At 74.6% G+C, this 21,639-nt stretch carries 21 protein-coding genes; 13 read left to right on the plus strand and 8 right to left on the minus strand.

Translation table 11 applies throughout. From position 1 onward, the window contains the following. Together IE264_RS36730 and IE264_RS36735 are read left to right on the plus strand one after the other, a co-directional pair. On the plus strand, positions 1 to 1,983 hold a 1,983-nt coding region (locus tag IE264_RS36730), incomplete at its 5' end, for a helix-turn-helix transcriptional regulator (protein WP_229887969.1). A 173-nt stretch (positions 1,984 to 2,156) separates the two neighbouring features. Beyond that, positions 2,157 to 3,611, plus strand: a complete 1,455-nt coding sequence (locus IE264_RS36735) for a PucR family transcriptional regulator (RefSeq protein ID WP_032759471.1) — start codon at positions 2,157 to 2,159, stop codon at positions 3,609 to 3,611. An 8-nt stretch (positions 3,612 to 3,619) separates the two neighbouring features. On the opposite strand, the gene IE264_RS36740 is transcribed toward IE264_RS36735, so the two are convergent. After that, positions 3,620 to 4,252 carry a TIGR03085 family metal-binding protein gene (locus IE264_RS36740; protein WP_015607955.1) on the minus strand — a complete coding sequence of 211 codons (633 nt, stop codon included), beginning with the start codon at positions 4,250 to 4,252 and terminating at the stop codon, positions 3,620 to 3,622. Between the two features lie 84 nt (positions 4,253 to 4,336). Between IE264_RS36740 and hisI the strand changes: the two genes are divergently transcribed. The 11 genes from hisI to lgt all read left to right on the plus strand — a co-directional run bounded on the left by hisI (position 4,337) and on the right by lgt (position 13,511). Beyond that, positions 4,337 to 4,717: a phosphoribosyl-AMP cyclohydrolase gene (hisI, locus tag IE264_RS36745; protein WP_015607954.1), complete on the plus strand. Its 381-nt coding sequence runs from the start codon at positions 4,337 to 4,339 to the stop codon at positions 4,715 to 4,717. Positions 4,718 to 4,728: 11 nt separating this feature from the next. After that, positions 4,729 to 6,222 carry an anthranilate synthase component I gene (locus tag IE264_RS36750; RefSeq protein ID WP_015607953.1) on the plus strand — a complete coding sequence of 498 codons (1,494 nt, stop codon included), beginning with the start codon at positions 4,729 to 4,731 and terminating at the stop codon, positions 6,220 to 6,222. A 14-nt stretch (positions 6,223 to 6,236) separates the two neighbouring features. Then, the gene (locus IE264_RS36755) at positions 6,237 to 6,977 is read left to right on the plus strand and encodes a TIGR02234 family membrane protein (RefSeq protein WP_015607952.1); all 741 of its coding nucleotides are present in this window, start codon (positions 6,237 to 6,239) and stop codon (positions 6,975 to 6,977) included. A 106-nt stretch (positions 6,978 to 7,083) separates the two neighbouring features. After that, a complete protein-coding gene (locus tag IE264_RS36760) occupies positions 7,084 to 7,335 on the plus strand; it encodes an HGxxPAAW family protein (protein WP_015607951.1) in 252 nt (83 codons plus the stop codon). A gap of 346 nt (positions 7,336 to 7,681) precedes the next feature. Then, on the plus strand, positions 7,682 to 8,122 hold the full coding sequence (locus IE264_RS36765; protein ID WP_051821988.1) for a DUF2752 domain-containing protein: 441 nt from the start codon (positions 7,682 to 7,684) through the stop codon (positions 8,120 to 8,122). Between the two features lie 115 nt (positions 8,123 to 8,237). After that, positions 8,238 to 9,047: an indole-3-glycerol phosphate synthase TrpC gene (gene trpC, locus IE264_RS36770; RefSeq protein ID WP_010064524.1), complete on the plus strand. Its 810-nt coding sequence runs from the start codon at positions 8,238 to 8,240 to the stop codon at positions 9,045 to 9,047. Positions 9,048 to 9,064: 17 nt separating this feature from the next. Continuing rightward, positions 9,065 to 9,277, plus strand: coding sequence for a tryptophan biosynthesis modulator TrpM (gene trpM, locus IE264_RS36775; protein ID WP_015607949.1), 213 nt, complete (start codon positions 9,065 to 9,067; stop codon positions 9,275 to 9,277). A gap of 139 nt (positions 9,278 to 9,416) precedes the next feature. Next, on the plus strand, positions 9,417 to 10,703 hold the full coding sequence (gene trpB / locus IE264_RS36780; protein WP_190167887.1) for a tryptophan synthase subunit beta: 1,287 nt from the start codon (positions 9,417 to 9,419) through the stop codon (positions 10,701 to 10,703). Then, positions 10,700 to 11,512 (plus strand): tryptophan synthase subunit alpha, encoded by an 813-nt coding sequence (trpA, locus tag IE264_RS36785; protein WP_032759469.1) that lies wholly within the window; start codon positions 10,700 to 10,702, stop codon positions 11,510 to 11,512. The genes trpB and trpA overlap by 4 nt, the downstream gene beginning before the upstream one ends. Before the next feature lie 76 nt (positions 11,513 to 11,588). Continuing rightward, complete coding sequence (locus IE264_RS36790; protein WP_032759530.1) at positions 11,589 to 12,416, plus strand: DsbA family protein; 828 nt, start codon at positions 11,589 to 11,591, stop codon at positions 12,414 to 12,416. A gap of 120 nt (positions 12,417 to 12,536) precedes the next feature. Continuing rightward, entirely contained in the window at positions 12,537 to 13,511 is a 975-nt protein-coding gene (gene lgt / locus IE264_RS36795; RefSeq protein WP_032759468.1) for a prolipoprotein diacylglyceryl transferase, read from the plus strand. A gap of 64 nt (positions 13,512 to 13,575) precedes the next feature. Here lgt and IE264_RS36800 read toward each other — a convergent pair whose 3' ends face one another. The 7 genes from IE264_RS36800 to IE264_RS36830 are packed head-to-tail and all read right to left on the minus strand — an operon-like array spanning position 13,576 to position 21,428. Further along, on the minus strand, positions 13,576 to 14,442 hold the full coding sequence (locus tag IE264_RS36800; protein ID WP_032759467.1) for an HpcH/HpaI aldolase/citrate lyase family protein: 867 nt from the start codon (positions 14,440 to 14,442) through the stop codon (positions 13,576 to 13,578). Next, positions 14,439 to 15,638, minus strand: coding sequence for a CaiB/BaiF CoA transferase family protein (locus IE264_RS36805; protein ID WP_015607943.1), 1,200 nt, complete (start codon positions 15,636 to 15,638; stop codon positions 14,439 to 14,441). The genes IE264_RS36800 and IE264_RS36805 overlap by 4 nt, the downstream gene beginning before the upstream one ends. After that, positions 15,635 to 16,519: a ribokinase gene (gene rbsK / locus IE264_RS36810; protein WP_032759466.1), complete on the minus strand. Its 885-nt coding sequence runs from the start codon at positions 16,517 to 16,519 to the stop codon at positions 15,635 to 15,637. The genes IE264_RS36805 and rbsK overlap by 4 nt, the downstream gene beginning before the upstream one ends. Further along, positions 16,516 to 17,907, minus strand: coding sequence for an ADP-ribosylglycohydrolase family protein (locus tag IE264_RS36815; protein ID WP_032759465.1), 1,392 nt, complete (start codon positions 17,905 to 17,907; stop codon positions 16,516 to 16,518). Before IE264_RS36815 ends, rbsK begins: the two co-directional genes overlap by 4 nt. Further along, on the minus strand, positions 17,904 to 19,100 hold the full coding sequence (locus IE264_RS36820) for an ADP-ribosylglycohydrolase family protein (RefSeq protein WP_032759464.1): 1,197 nt from the start codon (positions 19,098 to 19,100) through the stop codon (positions 17,904 to 17,906). Before IE264_RS36820 ends, IE264_RS36815 begins: the two co-directional genes overlap by 4 nt. After that, positions 19,024 to 20,334, minus strand: a complete 1,311-nt coding sequence (locus IE264_RS36825) for an ADP-ribosylglycohydrolase family protein (protein ID WP_032759463.1) — start codon at positions 20,332 to 20,334, stop codon at positions 19,024 to 19,026. The genes IE264_RS36820 and IE264_RS36825 overlap by 77 nt, the downstream gene beginning before the upstream one ends. Next, positions 20,331 to 21,428, minus strand: a complete 1,098-nt coding sequence (locus IE264_RS36830) for an ADP-ribosylglycohydrolase family protein (RefSeq protein ID WP_032759462.1) — start codon at positions 21,426 to 21,428, stop codon at positions 20,331 to 20,333. Before IE264_RS36830 ends, IE264_RS36825 begins: the two co-directional genes overlap by 4 nt. Positions 21,429 to 21,639: the final 211 nt, after the last annotated feature.

Raw genomic sequence — 21,639 nt, forward strand, 5'->3', positions numbered from 1 at the left:
GGCCCGGCGCCGGACTCCGGCTCCTGTGCTACCTCGTCGGCCCGCCCGGTGCGCTCCGGCGAAGGGCCTGGCCCTGCGGCGCACCCCGGTGGCTACCCCGCCTTGCCGGGCGTGTCGGCGCACGCCGGCGATGGGCCCGACCCGATGCCGCAACCCGGCGCCCATGCCACCTCATCCGCCCGCCCGGCGCACCCCGGCGCCCGCCCGGCCCCGTTGCCCACCCCAGCGGCGGCCTTCGCCGGACACCCCGCCCCGCTCGCCTCCCTCGTCCAGCTCGCTTGCGGCGCCCCCGGCCCGGACACCGTGCTCGCCGCCCGGCTGGAGGCGGCCGCGACCAGCTCGTACCCGCATGCCGAACGCTCCTCGGCCCTCTCCCGCGCCGCCGCGCTCACCGCCGAACAGCCCCTGCGCTCGGCCCGGTTCGCCGCGGCGGCCGAACAGGCCGCCCTCGCCGGTGACCCGGCCCGGGCCCGTGCCCTGCTGGCCCGGACCGGGGCGGCGGGGGAGCACACCACCGCGCCCGGCCTCGCCCCCTACGTCCACGGCCTGCTCGCCCTGCGTTCCGGGCCCGCCGCCGATGCCCATGAAGCCCTCCTCGCCGCGGCCGCGCTGCTCGGCCCGCACGACCCCCGGCGGGCCCTCGACGCGCTCCTCGGGGCGGCCGAGGCGGCCTGGGTGATGGGCGACGCGCCCGGCTACCTGACGGCCATGGGCCGCGTCGACCCCACCCCGTACGACCGTGCCTTCGCCTCCTACCGGGCCGGGATGCGCGCGGTGCTCGCCGGACGCACGGAGGCGGGGCACGCGCTGCTCCGCCAGTGCCTGGACCCGGCGGCCCCGGCGGACCCGGATCTGCCGGGCCCGGTGAGCCGGAACGCCCCCGCCGCCCTCCTCCGCGCCGGGGTCGCCGCCCTCGTCCTCGGGGAGGTCGCCGTCGCCTGCCGGACCGGGGCGCGGGCGCTCGCCGCCGTGCGGACCCGAGGACCCGACGCGCTGCTCCCGCAGGCCCTGGAGCACCTCGCCTACGCCGAGCTGCGGGCCGGGCTCCACGCAGGGGCCCGCGCCCATGCCCTGGAGGGGCTGCACGCCGCACGCCGTACCGGGCAGCCCAACAGCTCCGTCCATCTCCACGCCGTACTCGCCCTCGCCGCCTCCGTGGAGGGGCCCGCCGAGGCCTGCGCCGCCCACTGCGACGCCGCGCTGGCCGGTGCCGGGCCCCACGGTCTCGCCCAGCCCGCGACCCTCGCCACCTGGGCCCGGGCACGGGCCGACCTGGCCGCCGGACGCTCCGAGGAGGCCGCCGCCCGGCTCGGCCCCCTGGTGCGCCCGGGGCCCCGCCAGGGCCACTTCGCCGCCCGGATGCTCGCCGTGCCCTGCTACGTCGAGGCCGCCGTCCTCGCGGGCCGGGGAGCCGAGGAGGCCGGTGAACTCCGCGCCGCCGTGGCCGAGTTCGCCGGGTGGACCGCCCGGACCGCCGACCCGCAGGCCCCCGCCCAACTGGCCCGCTGCCACGCCCTGCTGGCCACCGCGGAGGAGGCCGACGCCCGGTACGCGGAGGCCCTCGCCCACCACGACCGGGCGGGCGGCGACTTCGAACGGGCCCGTACCCAGCTCCTGTACGGGCAGTGGCTGCGCCGCCGTCGGCGTACCCGCGAGGCCCGCACCCCGCTGCGCGACGCCCTGGTCGCCTTCCAGCGGTGCTCGGCCCGCGCCTGGGCCGAGCGGGCGGGCGGCGAGTTACGGGCGGCGGGGGAGCCGGTCGGGGCCGTACGGGACACGGAGGGCGGGGCGCTCTCCGCGCTCACCCCGCAGCAGCAGCGCATCGCCCGCTGCGTCGCCGAAGGGGCCACCAACCGCGAGGTCGCGCTCCGGCTCTCGCTCAGCCCGCGCACGGTCGACCACCACCTTCGTAACGTCTTCGCCGCCCTCGGTATCCGCTCCCGCACCGAACTGGCCCGGCTCCTGGGTCCCGAAGGCCCGTGAAGGCCGGTGGTTGCGAGACCGTGATGACAAGTTCCGCGCAGACCCCTAGGTACCGACCGGGCGGTATGCCATTCTGCGGGCGTCAGGATCATTCGGCTGTGCTCGCGCCCTGCCGGGCCGGGTGCTCCGAGCCGGCCGATCGCGCAGCCGGCCGATTCCCGGTGGAGGCCGCCATGCCACAGGTCGTACGTCCGCGGATCGCGGTGCTGCACGGCACCCACCCCGCGTCGCCGTTGCCCCAGCGCTTCCGTTCCCTGGCCGACCGCGAGGCCGTCGAGGTGCTGCACCGGGCCGCCCGGGTCCTCGTCGCGTCGCTCCCGGTGCTCACCGACCGGCTCGTCGAGGCCCTGTACGAGCAGGAGCCCGGCTACCGGGCGGCGATCGAGTCCGACCGGGCCGAGATCTGGCAGGAGGTCCACCACTCCCTGCGGCACAACGTCGGCTCGCTGATCCAGCCCCGGGAGTTCCGTGAGGCCGCCCACCGCACCTCCCGCCGGATCGGCGAGATCCGCGCCGAACAGGGCGTCCCGCTCGACGCCGTCCTGCACGCCTTCCGGATGGGCGGCGCGATGGTCTGGCAGGACCTCGTGGACGAGACGGCCCGCCGCGACCCCGACGACGTACGGCTGCTCGTCCATGTCGCCGCCGATGTGTGGAACTTCGTCGACGAGCACTGCGGGATCGTCGGCGACGCCTACCGGCAGGCCGAGCGGCGGCTGTCCTGGCGGCGCGAGAACCAGCAGCGGCTGATGATCGCGGCGCTGCTCGACGGGACCGCCCGGATCGCGGACCTCTGCGAGGCGGCGGCGATGCTCGGCCTGCCGGAGCAGGGGCGGTACGCCGTACTCGCGGTGGCCTCCGCGCCGCGCGGGCCGCAGCGGCCCGGGCCCGCCCGGCCACCGCTGAACCTGCCGGACGCGCTTCCGGTCGCGGCGCCGCCGTACGGGCAGTCGGGACCGGACCTCCCACACGTGCGGCCGGACGCGCCCGCGCTGCCGGACACCGCCCCGTACGGGCAATCAGGACCGGACGGCCTCCCGCACCACCGGCCGGACACCGCCCCTCCACCGACCGCGTTTCCGGGCACCGCCCCCCTCTGGCACACCGGCCCCGACGCCGAGTTCGCCATCCTCCGGCTCACGGGCGACCCCGGTGATCCCGGTGAACTGCACGCCATCGCCGCCGCCCTGGACGCCCCCGCCGGGACCCGGGCCGGGATCGGCTCCGCCGTCGAGGGCCTGGCCGCGCTCGGCGACGCCCGGCGGCTGGCGGAGACCGCCCTGCGTGCCTGTCCGGCCTCCGGCGGGACGGTCCTGCTCGACGAGCACCTCCCGGACGCCCTCGTCGTCACCTCCCCGGCCCTCGGCTCCGCGCTCGCCGACCGGGTGCTGGGGCCGCTGGACCGGCTCGACCCCTCGGACCGGGACGTCATCCTGGAGACCCTGACGGCCTGGCTGGACGCGGACGGATCGGCGCAGCGGGCGGGCGCGCGGCTCTACTGCCACCGCAACACCGTCCTCAACCGGCTGCGCCGCTTCGAACAGCTCACGGGCCGCTGCCTCACCCGCCCCCGGGACGCGGTCGAGGTCTCCCTCGCCCTGGCGGCCCGGCGGCTGCTCGCACCCTAGGAGAGCCCCTACATCCCCAGCTCGGCCCGGTTCAGCCGCTCCACCGCGTCCTTGTCGCCCTCCACCTGGACGTCCGCCCCGTCCTGCCGGCCGAACGCGAACAGCAGCAGCTCGGAGGGCTCCCCGGTCACCGTCACCACCGGGGTGCCCTTGTGGGCCACCGCCGTCCGGCCGTCCGGGCGGCGCAGCACCAGTCCCACCGGGGACCGGCGCCCCAGCAGCCGGGCCGTCTTCTCGGTGCGCGACCAGAGCACATCGGCGAAGACCGGGTCCAGCTCACGCCGTGACCAGTCCGGCTGGGCCCGGCGCACGTCCTCCGCGTGGACGAAGAACTCGACGGTGTTCGCCGCCTCGTCGATCTGCTTGAGGGACATCGGCGAGAACCGCGGCGGCCCCGTACGGATCAGCTGGATCAGCTCCTCGTACGGCTTCGCCGCGAACTCGGCCTGCACCCGCTCCAGCCGGTTCTTCAGAGCGCCGATCACCAGCCCGCCCGCCGCGTCGGCGCGGCGTTCGCGGACCACCACATGGGCGGCCAGATCGCGGGTCTTCCAGCCCCCGCACAGGGTCGGAGCCTCGGGTCCGGCCGCCTCCAACAGATCGGCGAGCAGAAGACGTTCGCGCTTCGCATGGGTCGACATGCCCGCCAGCGTACGGCCGTCACCCGGGGTCCGCCCAGTGGACGTCCGCCCGGAAAGCGCCCGTCACCACGGCACAATGGGTCCATGACCAGCACGCCCGGCCCCACGCCGCCCACCAGCAGCCTCGACCCCGCGATCGCCGCCCGCCTCAAGCGCGGCGCCGACGGTCTGGTCCCGGCCATCGCCCAGCAGTACGACACCGGCGAGGTGCTGATGCTCGGCTGGATGGACGACGAGGCGCTGCACCGCACCCTCACCACGGGCCGCTGCACCTACTGGTCGCGCAGCCGGCAGGAGTACTGGGTCAAGGGCGACACCTCCGGCCACATCCAGCGGGTGAAGTCCGTCGCCCTGGACTGCGACGCCGACACCGTGCTGGTCAAGGTCGACCAGACCGGCGCCGCCTGCCACACGGGCGACCGCACCTGCTTCGATGCCGACGTCCTCTCCCTTCTCGACCAGTAAGGTCACCGGCCATGGATCTCGACACCTTCCGCAAGCTGGCCGTCGACCGGCGCGTCGTCCCCGTCAGCCGCCGCCTCCTCGCGGACGGCGACACCCCGGTCGGCCTGTACCGCAAGCTCGCGGCGGAGCGCACCGGCACCTTCCTGCTGGAATCCGCGGAGAACGGCCGTACCTGGTCGCGCTACTCCTTCATCGGCGTCCGCAGCGACGCCACCCTCACCGCCCGCGACGGCGCGGCCCACTGGCTCGGCACCCCGCCCGTCGGCGTCCCGGTCGACGGCGACCCGCTCGACGCCCTGCGCGCCACCGTCGAGACCCTGCACACCCCCCGCGACCTGATCGGCGACGCGGGTCTTCCCCCCTTCACCGGCGGCATGGTCGGCTACCTCGGCTACGACGTCGTACGCCGCCTGGAGAAGATCGGCGAGCACGGCGGCGACGACCTGAAGCTCCCCGAGCTGACCATGCTGCTCACCTCGGACCTCGCCGTTCTCGACCACCAGAACGGCACGGTCCTGCTGATCGCCAACGCGATCAACCACAACGACCTCTCCACCGGCGTCGACGAGGCCTACGCGGACGCCGTCGCCCGCCTGGACGCCATGGAGCAGGACCTGCGCCGCCCGGTCGAGAACGCCCCGGCCGTCCTGCCCCCGTCCGAACTGCCGCCGTACACCGCGCTCTGGGGCGGTGAGGCCTACCAGGTGGCCGTCGAGGACATCAAGGAGCGCATCCGCGCCGGGGAGGCCTTCCAGGTCGTGCCTTCCCAGCGCTTCGAGACGCCGTGCACCGCGAGCGCCCTGGACGTCTACCGGGTGCTGCGGGCCACCAACCCGTCCCCGTACATGTACCTCTTCCGCTTCGACGGGTTCGACGTCGTCGGCTCCAGCCCCGAGGCCCTCGTCAAGGTCGAGGACGGCCGCGCGATGGTCCACCCGATCGCCGGGACCCGGCACCGGGGCGCCACCCCGCAGGAGGACCAGGCGCTTGCCGAGGAGCTGCTCGCCGACCCAAAGGAGCGCGCCGAGCACCTGATGCTCGTCGACCTCGGCCGCAACGACCTGGGGCGGGTCTGCGAGCCGGGCAGTGTGGAGGTCGTCGACTTCATGTCGATCGAGCGGTACTCCCACGTGATGCACATCGTCTCCACCGTCACCGGCCGCGTCACCGAGGACCGCACCGCCTTCGACGTCCTCACCGCCTGCTTCCCCGCGGGCACCCTCTCCGGCGCCCCCAAGCCCCGCGCCATGCAGATCATCGAGGAGCTGGAGCCGAGCCGCCGCGGTCTGTACGGGGGCTGCGTCGGCTATCTCGACTTCGCCGGGGACTCCGACACCGCCATCGCCATCCGCACCGCCCTGCTCCGCGACGGCACCGCGTACGTGCAGGCCGGGGCGGGGGTCGTGGCGGACTCGGACCCGGTCGCGGAGGACAACGAGTGCCGCAACAAGGCCGCCGCCGTGCTGCGCGCCGTCCATACCGCCAACCGCCTCCACGACCGCTGAGGCCGTAAGGGATAGTGGACGACGTGAGTGCTGTCCCCGTACCCCAGCCCCGTGCCCGAACCGCCGCCTCCGGCGCCGCGCCCGACGCGCCTTCCGGGTCCGCGCCGGACGCGACGCCCGGTTCCGTGTCCGACGTGCCTTCCGGTTCCGCGTCCGACTCCACGGGCAGCCGCCGGTCGCTCGCGGCCGGGCTGCTCCTGGGCGCGGTCGGTGCGACCGTCGTCCTCCTGGCCTCCGGCCAGGTCTGGGCCGAGGGCCGGGCGGCCACCGGCGGCGGCGCCCTCCCGCTGACCGCCGACGGCCAGGACGTCACCGGCGCCCCGGCCGCCCTCGCGATCGTCGGCCTGGCCGCCCTCGTCGCCGTCTTCGCCGTCCGCGGCGCGGGCCGCCGCGTCGTCGCCGCCCTGCTCGCGCTCAGCGGCCTCGGGGCCGCGCTCAGCGCCTGGGCGGGCGCGTCCGACAGCACGGCCCTCGATGAGGAGGCCGCCCGCACCACCGGTGACGCGGCGGCCACGATCGACGCCCTCACCCACACCGCCTGGCCGTACGTCACCGCCGCCGGGGGCCTGCTGATCCTGCTCGCCGGGGTGCTCGCCCTGCGCTTCGGCAGCCGCTGGCCCACGATGTCGGGACGGTACGAGCGCGACGGCACCCCGCGCCCCCGCAAGGCGCCCCGCGCCGCCCCCGACCCGGACCGTCCCGAGGAGCTGTGGAAGGCCCTGGACCGGGGCGAGGACCCGACGCGCGAGGGGTGACCCCCCGCTCACCTCCCCCTGTCCCGTGCGGGACAATGGAGGCGAGCCGTCCCCCGAGCGACAGCTGCAGCGATACCCCCAGCGCAACACCAACAAGGAGCAACTCATGGCGGGCACGAGCCACGGACACACCCCGGCCGCCTGGACCGGTGTCATCATCGCCTTCATCGGCTTCTGCGTCGCAGGCGTCTTCATGGTCGCGGCCAACCCGCTCGGCTTCTGGGCCGGTATCGCCGTCATCTTCGCCGGTGGCATCGTCGGTTACGCCATGAAGCTGGCCGGTCTCGGCATGCCGAAGGAGTCCTCCGAGCTGGTGGAGGCCCGGGCGCGCGCCGGAGAGGCCCAGGTCTCCCACTGACCCGCGCGGCCGACACGCAGCGAGGCGCAGCCCGGACCGGGCTGCGCCTTTCCGTTTGAGCGTGGACAATCACCGGGTGGACGCCACCCCGACCCCGAACCCCGAAGCCGAGCCCCAGGGCGTCGGCCCCTGGAACATGCCCCTGACGGTCTGCCCGACCCCGGACACGGCCCGGCCTGCCACTCCAGCCGGTCCAGCGCTTGAGGACGGAACCCTCGCCACCCCAGCCTGTCCGGCGTTCGGGGACGAAACCGTCGCCACCTCAGCCCGTCCGGCGTTTGAGGACGGAACCCTTGCCGGGGTGGGCCCGGCCGTCACAGGCCCCTCGGGTGAGGAATCCTCGCAGGTGCCCGGCCCCCAAGGCCACGGTTCCGTCCTCAAACGCCGGACGGGCTTGGTGGGCCGCCTGGCCACCCCCCTCGGCATCCTCGCCGCCGTCACAGCCGCCTTCGCCTACGTCGGCACGGTCGACCCCAACGACCCCGGCCACTACCCCGTCTGCCCGCTGCTCAAGCTGACCGGCGTGTTCTGCCCCGGCTGCGGCGGCCTCCGCAGCGCCCACGCCTTCATCCACGGCGACCTCGGCGCCGCGTTCTCCGCCAACGCCGTCGCCACCACCGGCTACTTCCTCTTCGCCGCCGTCTGGGTCCTCTGGCTGGTCCGGGCCTGGCGCGGCCGGCCGCTGCGGATCGGGCTCGCCCCCGCCTGGTGGTGGGGCATCGGGGCACTGCTCCTGATCTTCACCGTCGTCCGGAATCTGCCGTTCGGCTCGGCACTGGCGCCCTGAATGCCCAGGTAGTGGGATGCGGCGTGGCCTGATGCGGGCCCCGGGGCCTCCTGCGGATACCATCGGTATGGCTGATCCTGTTCACCGTCAACCGTTCCGGAAGGGGGCCGCTCGCGTGAGTGTGCTCGACGAGATCATCGACGGCGTTCGCGCCGACCTCGCGGAGCGGCAGGCGCGCGTCAGCCTCGACGAGCTGAAGGAGCGCGCGGCCCGCGCTCCCCAGGCCAAGGACGGAGTCGCCGCCCTGCGCGGCGAGGGCGTCACCGTCATCTGCGAGGTCAAGCGCTCGTCCCCGTCCAAGGGGGCCCTTGCCGCCATCGCGGACCCCGCCGCGCTCGCCGCGGACTACGAGGCGGGCGGCGCGTCCGTCATCTCGGTCCTCACCGAGGAGCGCCGCTTCGGCGGCTCGCTCGCCGACCTGGAGGCCGTCCGCGCCAAGGTCGACACCCCGATCCTGCGCAAGGACTTCATCGTCACCTCGTACCAGCTGTGGGAGGCCCGCGCGTACGGCGCCGACCTCGCCCTGCTGATCGTCGCCGCCCTCGACCAGGAGGCCCTCGTCTCCCTGATCGAGCGCGCCGAGTCGATCGGGCTCACCCCGCTCGTCGAGGCGCACGACGAGGAGGAGGCCGAGCGCGCCGTGGACGCCGGAGCCAAGATCATCGGTGTCAACGCGCGCAACCTCAAGGACCTCAAGGTCGACCGCTCCACCTTCGAGCGCGTCGCCCCCGAGATCCCCGACCACATCGTCAAGGTCGCCGAGTCCGGCGTCCGGGGCCCGCACGACCTGATCGCGTACGCCAACGCCGGCGCCGACGCCGTCCTGGTCGGCGAGTCCCTGGTCACCGGCCGCGACCCGCGCGCCGCCGTCGCCGACCTGGTCGCCGCGGGCGCCCACCCGGCGCTCCGCCACGGCCGCGGCTGACCGGGAGACCGACGACCATGACCGAGCGTCCCGTGCCCCGCACCCGGCCGGGCCTGCGCCCCGCCGGGGCCCCGGCCCGGGACCCGCACGCCCCGCTGGCGCGCGGCTGCCGCCCTCGTGGCTGCCGCGCCCCCGCCCGGCGTGTGCACGGCCGGCGAGTGCGGTACGTGATCGGTGACGAGCCCGGCCAGGTGAACGGGATGCGATGGCGCCCGGGGTCCGCGCTGTAGGCGAGCCCCGGCCGACGTACCGCAGTACCCCCTTCTCGTACGTACGACCGCACCGCCGAGACCCATGCCGGTCCCGGTGGCGCTCCGCTCTCGGCGCATACGGTGAACCCACCCGTTGCCATGCCAAGGAGCACGTCGCATGACGTCCGAATTCTTCATCCCGGACCCCGAGGGTCTGATCCCCAGCGCCGAGGGCTACTTCGGCGCGTACGGCGGCAAGTTCATCCCGGAGGCGCTCGTCGCCGCCGTGGACGAGGTCGCCGTCGAGTACGACAAGGCCAAGTCCGACCCGGCCTTCGCCGCCGAGCTCAACGAGCTCATGGTCAACTACACCGGCCGGCCCAGCGCGCTGACCGAGGTCCCGCGCTTCGCCGAGCACGCGGGCGGCGCCCGGATCTTCCTCAAGCGCGAGGACCTGAACCACACCGGCTCGCACAAGATCAACAACGTGCTCGGCCAGGCGCTGCTCACCAAGCGCATGGGCAAGACCCGGGTCATCGCCGAGACCGGAGCCGGTCAGCACGGCGTCGCCACCGCGACCGCCTGCGCCCTCTTCGGCCTCGACTGCACCATCTACATGGGCGAGATCGACACCGAGCGCCAGGCGCTGAACGTGGCGCGGATGCGGATGCTCGGCGCCGAGGTCGTCGCCGTGAAGTCCGGCTCGCGGACCCTGAAGGACGCCATCAACGAGGCGTTCCGCGACTGGGTCGCCAACGTGGACCGTACGCACTACCTCTTCGGTACGGTCGCGGGCCCGCACCCCTTGCCGGCGATGGTCCGCGACTTCCACCGGGTCATCGGCGTCGAGGCCCGCCGCCAGCTCCTGGAGCGCGCCGGCCGCCTCCCCGACGCGGCGGTCGCCTGCGTCGGCGGCGGCTCCAACGCCATCGGCCTCTTCCACGCCTTCATCCCGGACGCCGGGGTCCGCCTGGTGGGCTGCGAGCCCGCCGGGCACGGTGTGGAGACCGGTGAGCACGCGGCGACCCTGACCGCGGGCGAGCCCGGCATCCTGCACGGCTCGCGCTCCTACGTCCTCCAGGACGACGAGGGCCAGATCACCGAGCCGTACTCCATCTCGGCCGGGCTGGACTACCCGGGCATCGGCCCGGAGCACTCCTACCTCAAGGACATCGGGCGCGGCGAGTACCGCGCGGTCACCGACGACGCGGCCATGCAGGCCCTGCGCCTGCTCTCCCGCACCGAGGGCATCATCCCGGCCATCGAGAGCGCCCACGCGCTCGCCGGTGCGCTGGACCTCGGCAAGGAGCTCGGCAAGGACGGGCTGATCCTCATCAACCTGTCCGGGCGCGGCGACAAGGACATGGACACCGCCGCCCGCTACTTCGGGCTCTACGACACCGACGCCGCCGTCGAGGCGGACGCGGACAGCGACCGCGCCGAGATCGAGGGGGACGCCAAGTGAGCGGCAACATCGAGCTGTTGAACACCACCCTCGCCGCCGCCAAGGCGGAGGACCGGGCGGCGCTCATCGCCTACCTGCCGGCCGGCTTCCCGACCGTCGACGGCGGCATCGAGGCGGTCAAGGCCGTCATCGCGGGCGGCGCCGACGTGGTGGAGGTCGGGCTCCCGCACAGCGACCCGGTCCTCGACGGGCCGGTCATCCAGACCGCCGACGACATCGCCCTGCGCGGCGGCGTCCGCATCGCCGACGTGATGCGCACGGTCCGCGAGGCGTACGAGGCCACCGGGGTCCCGATCCTGGTCATGACGTACTGGAACCCCATCGACCGGTACGGCGTCGAGCGCTTCACCGCCGAACTGGCCGAGGCGGGCGGCGCCGGGTGCATCCTGCCCGACCTGCCGGTCCAGGAGTCCGCGCTGTGGCGCGAGCACGCCGACAAGCACGGCCTCGCCACCGTGTTCGTCGTCGCCCCCAGCAGCCAGGACGCCCGCCTCGCCACCATCACGGCAGCGGGCAGCGGCTTCGTCTACGCCGCGTCCCTGATGGGCGTCACCGGCACCCGCGCCTCCGTCGGCGCCCAGGCCCAGGAGCTGGTGGGACGCACCCGCGCCACCACCGACCTGCCGGTCTGCGTCGGCCTCGGCGTCTCCAACGCCGGGCAGGCCGCCGAGGTCGCCGGATTCGCCGACGGCGTCATCGTCGGCTCGGCCTTCGTCAAGGCCATGCTGGACGCCCCCGACGAGGCCGCCGGTCTCGACGCCGTCCGCTCGCTGGCGGGCGAGCTGGCGCAGGGCGTTCGAAAGCGGTGACCTTCGAAGTCACCTGAATGGGTGGAATATGGACCGGGGAGGCGCGTACGTGCCTCCCCGGTTCGTTGCTGCGGGTGTGAGCGACAAGAACCCTGAGGGAAACCGAAGTGCGCGTGAGCGCCTGGCCCAGCAGCGCGAGCGGGAGAAGGGCCGCGAGAAGCGCCGCCGTACGCTGATCGTCTCCTCGGCCGTGGTCGGCGTCCTGGCGCTGGCCGCCGTGGTCGGCCTGATCGCGGCCAACGTGGGCAAGGACGGCGGCAGCGACAGCGCGTCCGGCCCCGCCATCACCCCGTCCGGAGCGACCGGCGAGGACTCCCTGACCCTCCCGGTCGGCGCCTCCGACGCCCCGTCCACGCTCACGATCTGGGAGGACTTCCGCTGCCCGGTCTGCGCCCAGTTCGAGAACGCCTTCCGGGACACCATCACGGAGCTGGTCGAGGCGGGCCAGCTCAAGGTGGACTACCACCTGGCCACGATCATCGACGGCAACCTCGGCGGCAAGGGCTCGCTGCGCGCCGCCAACGCCGCCGCCTGCGCCCAGGACGTCGGCAAGTTCGCCCCGTACCACGACGTCCTCTTCCGCAACCAGCCTCCCGAGCCCGACGACGCCTTCGCCAAGAACAGCCGGCTGATCGAGCTGGCCGGGGAGGTCGAGGGGCTCGACACGCCGGGATTCCGCAGCTGTGTGGAGGGTGGCGAGCACGACAGCTGGGTCCAGAAGTCCGACACCGCGTTCCGTGAGGGCGGCTTCCAGGGCACCCCGACGGCGCTGCTCAACGGAGAGTCGGTCTTCCCGAAGAAGGGCGACGAGCAGATCTCCGTGGAGAACCTGAAGAAGTGGGTCATGGAGGCCAACAAGGGCAAGAAGCCGGGTACCGCCACCCCGTCCGCGCCCGCTTCCTGACGGGGTCCGGGGAAGTCCCGGAAGGGCGGGTGTACGGGCCCGTGACCGTGCCCTCGTTACCCAGACGTTGCCGGGCGGCTTGCCGTACCCACCGCCCGGCAGGGTAGCGTCGACCTCGTCATGAACCTTGCCTCCATTCCCAGCCCGTCGACCGGCGTGATCGAGCTCGGCCCGATCCCGCTTCGCGGCTACGCGTTCTGCATCATCATCGGTGTCTTCGTCGCCGTCTGGATCGGCAACAAGCGCTGGGTCGCCCGTGGCGGCAAAGCCGGCATCGTCGCCGACATCGCCGTCTGGGCCGTGCCCTTCGGTCTCGTCGGCGGCCGGCTCTACCACGTGATCACCGACTACCAGCTCTACTTCAGCGACGGCCAGAACTGGGTCGACGCCTTCAAGATCTGGGAGGGCGGCCTCGGTATCTGGGGCGCGATCGCCTTCGGTGCCGTCGGCGCCTGGATCGGCTGCCGCCGCCGGGGTATCCCGCTGCCCGCCTGGGCGGACGCGCTGGCCCCCGGTATCGCCATCGCCCAGGCCATCGGCCGCTGGGGCAACTGGTTCAACCAGGAGCTGTACGGCAAGCCGACCGACCTTCCCTGGGCGCTGGAGATCAGCGAGGGCCCGAACCGGGTCGCCGGGACGTACCACCCGACCTTCCTCTACGAGTCGCTCTGGTGCATCGGCGTCGCGCTGCTGGTCATCTGGGCCGACCGTCGCTTCAAGCTCGGCCACGGACGGGCGTTCGCGCTGTACGTCGCGGCCTACTGCGCGGGGCGCGGCTGGATCGAGTACATGCGGGTCGACGAGGCCCACCACATCCTCGGCCTGCGGCTGAACGTGTGGACCGCGATCATCGTCTTCGTCCTCGCCGTCGTCTACATCGTGATCTCCGCGAAGCTCCGCCCGGGCCGCGAGGAGATCGTGGAGCCGGACAAGGACGCCGAGGCCGCGAAGAAGGACGACGCGGACGGCACGGACGCCACCGAGAAGGACGGCGACCCGCTGAAGAAGGACACGGCGGACACCGAAACCCCGGGCACCCCGGCCGAGGACACCGCGGCCGAGAGCGCCGCCCCCGAGGCAGCCGACAAGAGCTGACCGCTCGCGCCCGGCAGTACGGCGCCCCCGCATTCCCCCGATCGCCGGGCGGACCTGAGAAACCTCAGGACCGCCCGGCGATCGCCAGTGTGCGGCGGGCCGAGGCCACCACCGCCGCGTCCACGAACCGGCCGTCCGGCAGCGCCAGCGCCCCCGCCTCCACCGCCGACGCCGCGACGATCTCCTCGGCCGCCTCGATCTCCCGGTCCGTCGGCCGGAACGCCCGCTCGATCACCTCCAGCTGACGCGGATGGATCGCCGCCCGGCCCAGCAGCCCGAGCCCCCGCCCCCGTACGCACGAGGTCCACAGCCCGTCCAGGTCGCGGACGTCCGGGAAGACCGACTGGGCGGGCGGCGGCAGTGCGGCCGCCCGGGCCGCCACCACGAGCCGGCTGCGCGACCAGTCGAGCCCGCTGTCCTCCCGTACGCCGAGATCGGCCCGCAGGTCCGCCTCGCCCAGCGCGATGCCCCGGACGGCGGGGTCGGCCGAGGCGATCGAGTACGCGTGCTCCAGGGCGAGCGCCGACTCCAGCAGCGGGTAGAGCGGTACGCCGGGGGCCACGGCCGCCACATGGTGCACGGAGACGGCATGGGTGATCTTGGGCAGCCGAAAACCGGCGAGGCCCGGCAGCCCCATCAGCGCCCGGATGTCGTCCTCGCCGTGCACCCGGACATGGACCGGTACGGCATCGGGGGAGGCGGCCTGCGGGTCGGCGAGGAGTTCGGCGGTGGCCGAGCGTGCGTACTCCTTGCGGTCGGGGGCGACCGCGTCCTCCAGGTCGACGATCACCACGTCCGCCCCGCAGCCGAGCGCCTTGGCCACCACCTCCGGTCGGTCCCCGGGGACGTACAGCCAGGTCAGCGGGGGCCGGCCGACCGGCGGAGGAGGTCCCTCCGGCAGCGGCGGGCCCGGGATCGGCCGGCCGGTCACAGCGCCCCCTGGTCCCGCAGCGCCGCGATCCGGGTCTCCGGGAGGCCGAGCCCGGCCAGGATCTCCTCGGTGTCCGCGCCGTGCGGGCGCCCCGCCCACCGGATCCCGCCCGGGGTCCCGGAGAGCCGGAAGAGGACGTTCTGCATCCGCAGCGGGCCCAGCTCCGGATCGTCGACCTCGGCGAGGGTGCCCAGGGCCCGGTACTGCGGGTCCTCCATCACCTCCCGTACGTCATGGATCGGCGCCACGGCCGCCTCCGCCTTCTCGAAACCGTTGAGGACTTCCTCCCGGCTGTGGCGGGAGATCCAGTGGCCGACCGCCCCGTCCAGCTCCTCGGTGTGCTCGGCCCGGGTGGTGCCCGCGCCGAACCAGGGCTCGTCGATCAGGTCCGGGCGGCCGACCAGCCGCATCACCCGCTCGGCGACGGACTGCGCGGAGGTGGAGACCGCGACCCAGTGGCCGTCGGCGGTGCGGTAGGTGTTGCGCGGCGCGTTGTTGCGGGAGCGGTTGCCGGTGCGCGGCTGGACGTAGCCGAGCTGGTCGTACCAGAGCGGCTGCGGGCCCAGCACGGTCAGGATCGGCTCGATGATCGCCAGGTCCACCACCTGCCCCTCGCCCGTCTTCTCCCGTCCGGCGAGCGCGGCCATCACCGCGTACGCCGTGGCCAGCGCCGCGATGGAGTCGGCCAGCCCGAACGGCGGCAGCGTCGGCGGCCCGTCCGGCTCCCCGGTGATCGCCGCGAACCCGCTCATCGCCTCGGCCAGCGTGCCGAACCCGGGCCGGTGCGCGTACGGGCCGAACTGCCCGAAACCGGTGACCCGGGCCAGCACCAGCCGCGGGTTGACGGCGTGCAGCTCCTCGGGGCCGAGACCCCAGCGCTCCAGGGTCCCCGGCCGGAAGTTCTCGACGATCACATCGGTCTCGGCGGCCAGCTGGAGGAGGACGTCCCGGCCACCCGGGGCGGACAGGTCCAGCGTCAGGTTGCGCTTGTTGCGGCCGAGCAGCTTCCACCACAGCCCGATGCCGTCCTTGGCGGGGCCGTGCCCGCGCGAGGGGTCCGGTTTACGGGGGTGCTCGACCTTGATCACATCGGCGCCGAAGTCCCCGAGCATGGTGGCGGCGAGCGGTCCGGCGAAGAGGGTGGCGAGGTCGATGACCTTCAGCCCGGTCAGGGGTCCGGCTTCCGTGCTGGTCATGCTGCCTCGATCTCGCTGCGGTACGGCATGGACGTGGAGGCGCCGGGCTTCTGGACGCAGAGCGCGGCGGCCGACGAGGCGAAGGCCAGCGCCTTGGCCACGGGACGGCCCTCCCCGAGCGCCACCGCCAGTGCCCCGACGAAGGTGTCCCCGGCCCCGGTCGTGTCGACGGCCCGCACCTCGGGCGCCTCGAACAGCACGGGCTCGCCGCCCCGGGCCGCGTACAGGGAGCCCCTCGCACCGAGCGTGATGATCACCTCGGGCACCTGTCGGAGCAGGATCTGCGCGGCCGCGTGCGGTTCGGCCTGGCCGGAGAGTTCGGCGGCCTCGTGCTCGTTGGGGACCAACAGGTCGATGTGGTCCCAGAGTTCCTCGGGCAGCGGCTGTACGGGGGAGGGGGTGAGGATGGTCCGTACGCCCTGGGCCCTGGCTGCTCGGGCGCCCTCCACGACGGCGGAGAGCGGGAGTTCGAGCTGCATGAGCAGCAGGTCGGCGGCGGCGATCGCCGCGATCTCCCCGGGGCCGAGCGCGGTGACGGTGCCGTTGGCGCCGGGGATCACCACGATGGCGTTGGACCCGGAGTCGTCCACCACGATGTGCGCGGTGCCGCTGGGGCCCTCGGCGGTGTGCAGCAGGTCGGTGTCCACCCCGGCGTGTTCGAGGCCGTCACGCAACTGCGTGCCGTACACGTCGTCGCCGACCGCGCCGATCATCGCCACCTCCCCGCCCGCGCGGGCGGCGGCGACGGCCTGGTTGGCGCCCTTGCCGCCGGGGATGGTCCGGAACTCCCGGCCGGTGACGGTCTCCCCGCGTTCCGGGGCGCGGGCGGTGTAGGCGACGAGGTCCATGTTGGTGCTGCCGAGCACGGCGATACGGGTCATGGGCGCAGAGCCTCCTGGTGGGTCAGTGCGGCGAGGGTGTCGAAGCCGGTCCGGTCGAAGCCGGGTACGGAGGTGGCGAGGCGGTTCTTCAGCGGGGCCGTCCAGTGGTCGGGCAGGGCGGTCGGGGTGCCCGCGAGGAGTCCGGCGAGCGAGCCCACGGTGGCCCCGTTGGAGTCGGTGTCCCAGCCGCCGGAGACCGCGCACCCGATCGACCGGGTGAAGTCGCCGTCGGCGTGGGTGAGGGCGGCGGCGAGCAGCGCGGCGTTGGGCAGCACGTGCACCCAGTGGTGGGTGGAGTCGTACGCGGCGTGCAGCCGGTCCACCACCGCGTCGAACTCCCCTTCCGTGCGCGCTGTTTCGATCCCGAGCCGGACCGCGCGGGCGTACCGCGAGTGCGGCGGCACCACCCGCAGCCCGGCGGCCAGGCAGCCGTGCACATCGCTCTCCCCGCCCGCCGCCACAGCGAGCGCCGCCGCTGTGAACATCGCGCCGTAGACCCCGTTGGCGGTGTGGGTGAGGACCGCGTCGCGGTGGGCCTGGGCGGCGGCTCCGGCCGGGTCGCCGGGGTGGGTCCAGCCGTGCACGTCGGCCCGGATCTGGGCGCCGATCCACTCGCGGAACGGGTTGCGGAAGCGGGCCGTCTCCGGGGGCTCGACGCCCGCGAGGAGATTGCCGTACGCGATCCGCTCGGCGGTGAAGGTGCGGCCCGCCGGGAGTTCGTCGAGCCAGAGCCGGGCGAGGTCGGCCGTGGTGAAGGTGCGGCCGTGCCGTTGGAGCAACAGCAGGGTGAGCAGCGGGTAGTTGAGGTCGTCGTCCTCCGGCATGCCGTCGATGTTCTCGGCGAGCGAGGTGGGGGCCGAGCGGCGGTTCCAGGGGTGGGCGGCGAGCAGTTCCGGGGGCACTCCGTGTTCGGTGAACCAGGTGGCCAGGGGCCAGTTGCCGGCCGCGCGTGCGAGGGCGCGAATGCCGGTCAGCGGCAGCTTCTCCACCGGTTTGCCGAGCAGACAGCCCGCCGCCCGACCCAGCCAGGCGGCGTGCAGCCGGTCCCGGCCGACGGTGGCCGCGGCCTCGGGCGGGCCGGGCCAGTGCGGGCAGGCGGCCATGATCTCCGCCGGCCCGGTGGGCTCGTCGGCGGCCAACGGTGACTCCAGCAGGGCTAGTTCATCGAGGAGCTGCCCGGCCAGTTCGCGCAGTCGCGGCGGCGCGGGTGGCTCGGACGCACCCGCGCGGTCCGGAGCGGGCGCGCCCCCGGCCGCGTACCACCGCTCCTCGATCTCCCGGGCGTCCCGGCCGTCCTGCGCGGCCTGCCGCAGCTCGTGCCCGACCAGATCCTCGGGCTGCACCCAGGTGAGGCGGACGCCCGGGCCCTGGGGCGGGTGGACGCTCACCGCGTACCCGCCAGCGCGGCGAACGCCTCTTCGTGGGACCGGCGGCGCTCCAGGTCCCGGGCGAAGACCTCCCGGGCCACCCGCGTCAGCGTCCGGGCCGGGGCGTGCAGATCCAGCCGGCTCGCCTCCGCGACCGTGGCCGCCCAGTCCGCCGGGACCTCACTGCCCAGAGCGCCCGCGATCGCGCCGCTCATCGTGGCGATGGAGTCGCAGTCCCGCCCGTAGTTGACCGAACCGAGCACCGTACGCCGGTAGTCGCCGCCCCCGACCAGCAACATGCCCAGTGCGATGGGCAGTTCCTCGATGGCGTGCAGCCGGGAGGGGCGGCGGGCGCCGAGGGAGGGGGAGCGGTAGTCGGGTCCGACGGTGTCGAACGGTTCGACGGCGGCGCGCAGCGGTGCGAGCGCGGCCTCGAAGTCCTCGTGCTGCGCGGCCACTTCGCAGACCGCCTCGATCGCGGACCGGGTGCCGTCCTTCGCCAGCGCGAGAGCCGCGTCGATCACCGCGTCCGGCGTCGCCCCCGGGTGGCAGGCGGCGGCGACGGCGGCCGCGAAGACCCCGGCGGCCTCCCGGCCGTAGGAGGACTGGTGCGGCGCGGCGATCTCCAGCGCCTCGGCGTACGCGGCCTCCGGGTGCCCGGCGTTGACCAGGCCGACCGGGGCCATGTACATCGCCGCCCCGCAGTTGACGATGTTGCCCGCACCGGCCTCGCGCGGGTCGACGTGCCCGTAGTGCAGCCGGGCCACGATCCACTTCTCCGCCAGGAAGATCCGCTGGAGCGGCAGCGCCTCGGCCTCCAGCTCCGGGATCCAGCGGGGGGAGAGCAGATCCGGTACGAGGTGGTCGGCGACGGCGTACGCGTCGAGGTGGTCGCGGACGCGGTCGTAGACCCGGACCAGGGCGTGGGTCATCAAGGTGTCGTCGGTGACGTGCCCGTCGCCCTTGTGGTACGGGGCGATGGGGCGCGCGGTCCGCCAGTTCTCGCCGTGCCAGGGGCCGACGATCCCGGTCACCCGGCCGCCGTGGCGCTCGGCGATCTGCTCGGGGGTCCAGCCCTCGACCGGGCCGCCGAGGGCGTCCCCGACGGCGGCGCCGACGAGGGACCGGGTGATCCGTTCATCGAGGCCGGGAGGGGACTGCGGGGTCGAGGGGGCGGGGGCGGGCTCGGCTGCCGTGGCCGTTGTGGGCGTCATGCCGGAATTGTCCACCCGGGGCGGCCGGTTCCGTGGCTGCCAGCAGCCCGGCGAGTTCGACCAGATCCGTGCCCGCGAGCCGGGGCAGCGCACAGCCCGCGAGGGTCCGGCACGCCTCACGCCAGCCCGCCGGTACGGCGGTGACCGAGCCGATCGCCCCGGTCAGGGCCCCGGCCAGGGCGGGCGCGGAGTCCGCGACCCGGGAGAGACAGGCGGCGGCCGGGATCGCCTGGGCGATCTCGCCCCGGGCGGCGGTGGTCAGCGCCAGGGCGACGGGTACGGTCTCGGCGGCGGCGATCCCGTAGCTGTAGACGTGGTCCACGATCTGGTGCTCCAGGACCGGGACCAGGGCGAACGCCCCGGCCGGCTCGTCCGCGAACTCCCGGGCGAGGCGGACCGCGTGTGCGGCGTTGCGGGCGATCTCGGTGCCCTCGGGGAGCTGGGCGAGGGCCGCGTTCACCACCGTGTCGACGTCCGCCCCGGCCAGCGCCACGGCGATGGCGGCGGCCATGGCCCGCGCCCCGTGCACCCCGTCGCCGTCCTGGGTGTAGCGCGCGTCGAACTCCGCGAGCGCCGCGGCCTCCTCCGGGTCGCCCGGATGCGCCACGGCGAGCACGGCGGCCCGTACGCAGGCGGCGTCGTCGAAGTAGTGCGGGTTGTCGTGCCCGGTGGCGGGCGGCCGCAGCCCGGCGGCCAGGTTGCCGAGCCCGGCCCGTACCGAGATCCGGGCGCGCAGCGGGAGCACCGCCGCCTCCACCTCGGGGGCCCGGGCGCCGGCCTCGGCGACGGTGGCGGCCAGCGCGTTCCAGGCCCGGTCCACCGCGTCCCGCATCCGGTGGCCGGGGGAGAGGCCGTCCGCGTCGTCGGCCGCCGCCAGTACCGTACGGGCGGCGAAGGCGGCCCACTCGGCGTCGTCGGACGGGCCGAGCCGGAGCGGCTCGGGCGGCTGGTTGAGGGCGATGGGCACGGGCAGCGTGGTGGTGGCGTTCTGCTCGGCGAAGGTGTCCAGCTCCCGGGTGAGCCGCCGGGTCCACTCGGGCATCCGGGCCGCCCGGTGCCGGGCGGCGGGCCACCCGGCGGCGTCCCCGGAGGCGAGGCCGAGCAGCAGGCCCTCGATCCGGGCGCGGCGGGAGGGGGCGGGGGCGGTGGCCCCCGGGACGGCGGAAGTGCCGACCGGTCCGGGTGCAGTGGCCGCCACCGGTTCCTCCGTGGCGGTTGCGCGTCGGGTCGTCATCGCCGGTCCTCCCGTACGGGCTCGAAGGACGCGGACGCGGACACGGATGCCATGTCCCGTACGACGGAAGGCTCACGCCCGCCGCCGCGCCCCTGAGCGCTGTCCGCGCTGTCCGGGCCCTCCGGCGTCAGCAGGTCCGCGATGTCCAGCACGTGGTAGCCGCGCATCGAGGGCAGGCAGCTGCCCCGCACCGGCCCGATCGCCGCCGCCCACTCCGGCGGGATCGCACCCACGCCGTGCAGCGCCCCGGCCAGGGACCCCGCCACCGCCGCCGTCGTATCGGCGTCGCGGCCCATGTTCACGGCCGTCAGCACCGCCGTACGGAAGTCGCCGCGCGCCGCCGTGAACGCCCCGAACGCCAGGCCCACCGCCTCCGGCGCGAGGTCCGTCCACGGGTAGCCGCCGATCACCACCGCCGAACGCACCGCCCGCTCCATCGTGAGCCGGTCCGGGTAGGGCCGCTGGGCCGCCGCCACCGCGCGGCGCAGCGAGCGGGCCGTCCAGGAATCCATCGGGACCACCGACAGCGCGGCCGCGATCACCGAGGCAAGGCCCGCGCCGACCATCGCGGCGGCGACCCCGGCCGCCACCGCCTGGCCCCCGTAGATCCCCTCGCCCTCGTGGCTCACCCGGCCGTCCACCGCCACCAGCCGGGCCGCCTCGGCGGGGCGCCCCGCCGCGAACACCCCAAAGGGGGCCGCGCGCATTGCGAGACCGTCGCTCCAGGCGTGCCGGTGCTGGGCCGAGATCGGTGCGGCGAGGCCCCTGCGGAGGTTCTCCAGGGTGCCGCGCTCACTGAACCCGGCCCCCCGGAACGGCCCCTCGTCCAGATCGGCGATCCAGTGGTGCCAGGCCCGCTCCACATGGGAGACGGTGAGCGCGGAGCCGTGCCGGGCCAGCAGCAGCCCGGAGAAGATCGCGTACTCCGTGTCGTCGGTGCCGGCCGGGTCCTCGCTCACGAACCCCTCGATCCGCCCCCAGCGGCGGCGGATCTCGGAGGGCCGCAGATTCTCCGCCGGGGCGCCGAGCGCGTCCCCGACCGCAAGCCCCAGCAGCGCACCCCTGGCCCGTTCCTTGCCGACGGCCGTGTCCATAGCGTCACCTTTCGCTCGTCGGGCGAGTCCGGTCCCGAGTCCGGGCCGAGCTCGATCCCGAGTCCGGAACCGACCTCGATTCCGAGTCCGGGTCCGGGCTCTGTCCGCATCTGTGCCACGCGGAGGGCGGTCGGAGGCCGGACGGGGGCATAAAGGGGCCGGTCGGATGACGGCCAGGAAAGCTGAGCCTGTCCTTTCTTCGCAGGTCAGA

The organism is Streptomyces microflavus (genome assembly GCF_014650075.1).
Taxonomy (GTDB): Bacteria; Actinomycetota; Actinomycetes; order Streptomycetales; family Streptomycetaceae; genus Streptomyces; species Streptomyces microflavus.

Bases quoted from the DNA above. Each gene is read 5' to 3' on its own strand.
- IE264_RS36735 (WP_032759471.1), top strand. From the start codon at position 2,157: ATGCCACAGGTCGTACGTCCGCGGATCGCGGTGCTGCACGGCACCCAC.
- IE264_RS36740 (WP_015607955.1), bottom strand. From the start codon at position 4,252: ATGTCGACCCATGCGAAGCGCGAACGTCTTCTGCTCGCCGATCTGTTG.
- hisI (WP_015607954.1), top strand. From the start codon at position 4,337: ATGACCAGCACGCCCGGCCCCACGCCGCCCACCAGCAGCCTCGACCCC.
- IE264_RS36750 (WP_015607953.1), top strand. From the start codon at position 4,729: ATGGATCTCGACACCTTCCGCAAGCTGGCCGTCGACCGGCGCGTCGTC.
- IE264_RS36760 (WP_015607951.1), top strand. From the start codon at position 7,084: ATGGCGGGCACGAGCCACGGACACACCCCGGCCGCCTGGACCGGTGTC.
- trpM (WP_015607949.1), top strand. From the start codon at position 9,065: ATGACCGAGCGTCCCGTGCCCCGCACCCGGCCGGGCCTGCGCCCCGCC.
- trpB (WP_190167887.1), top strand. From the start codon at position 9,417: ATGACGTCCGAATTCTTCATCCCGGACCCCGAGGGTCTGATCCCCAGC.
- lgt (WP_032759468.1), top strand. From the start codon at position 12,537: ATGAACCTTGCCTCCATTCCCAGCCCGTCGACCGGCGTGATCGAGCTC.
- IE264_RS36805 (WP_015607943.1), bottom strand. From the start codon at position 15,638: ATGACCAGCACGGAAGCCGGACCCCTGACCGGGCTGAAGGTCATCGAC.
- rbsK (WP_032759466.1), bottom strand. From the start codon at position 16,519: ATGACCCGTATCGCCGTGCTCGGCAGCACCAACATGGACCTCGTCGCC.
- IE264_RS36820 (WP_032759464.1), bottom strand. From the start codon at position 19,100: ATGACGCCCACAACGGCCACGGCAGCCGAGCCCGCCCCCGCCCCCTCG.
- IE264_RS36825 (WP_032759463.1), bottom strand. From the start codon at position 20,334: ATGACGACCCGACGCGCAACCGCCACGGAGGAACCGGTGGCGGCCACT.
- IE264_RS36830 (WP_032759462.1), bottom strand. From the start codon at position 21,428: ATGGACACGGCCGTCGGCAAGGAACGGGCCAGGGGTGCGCTGCTGGGG.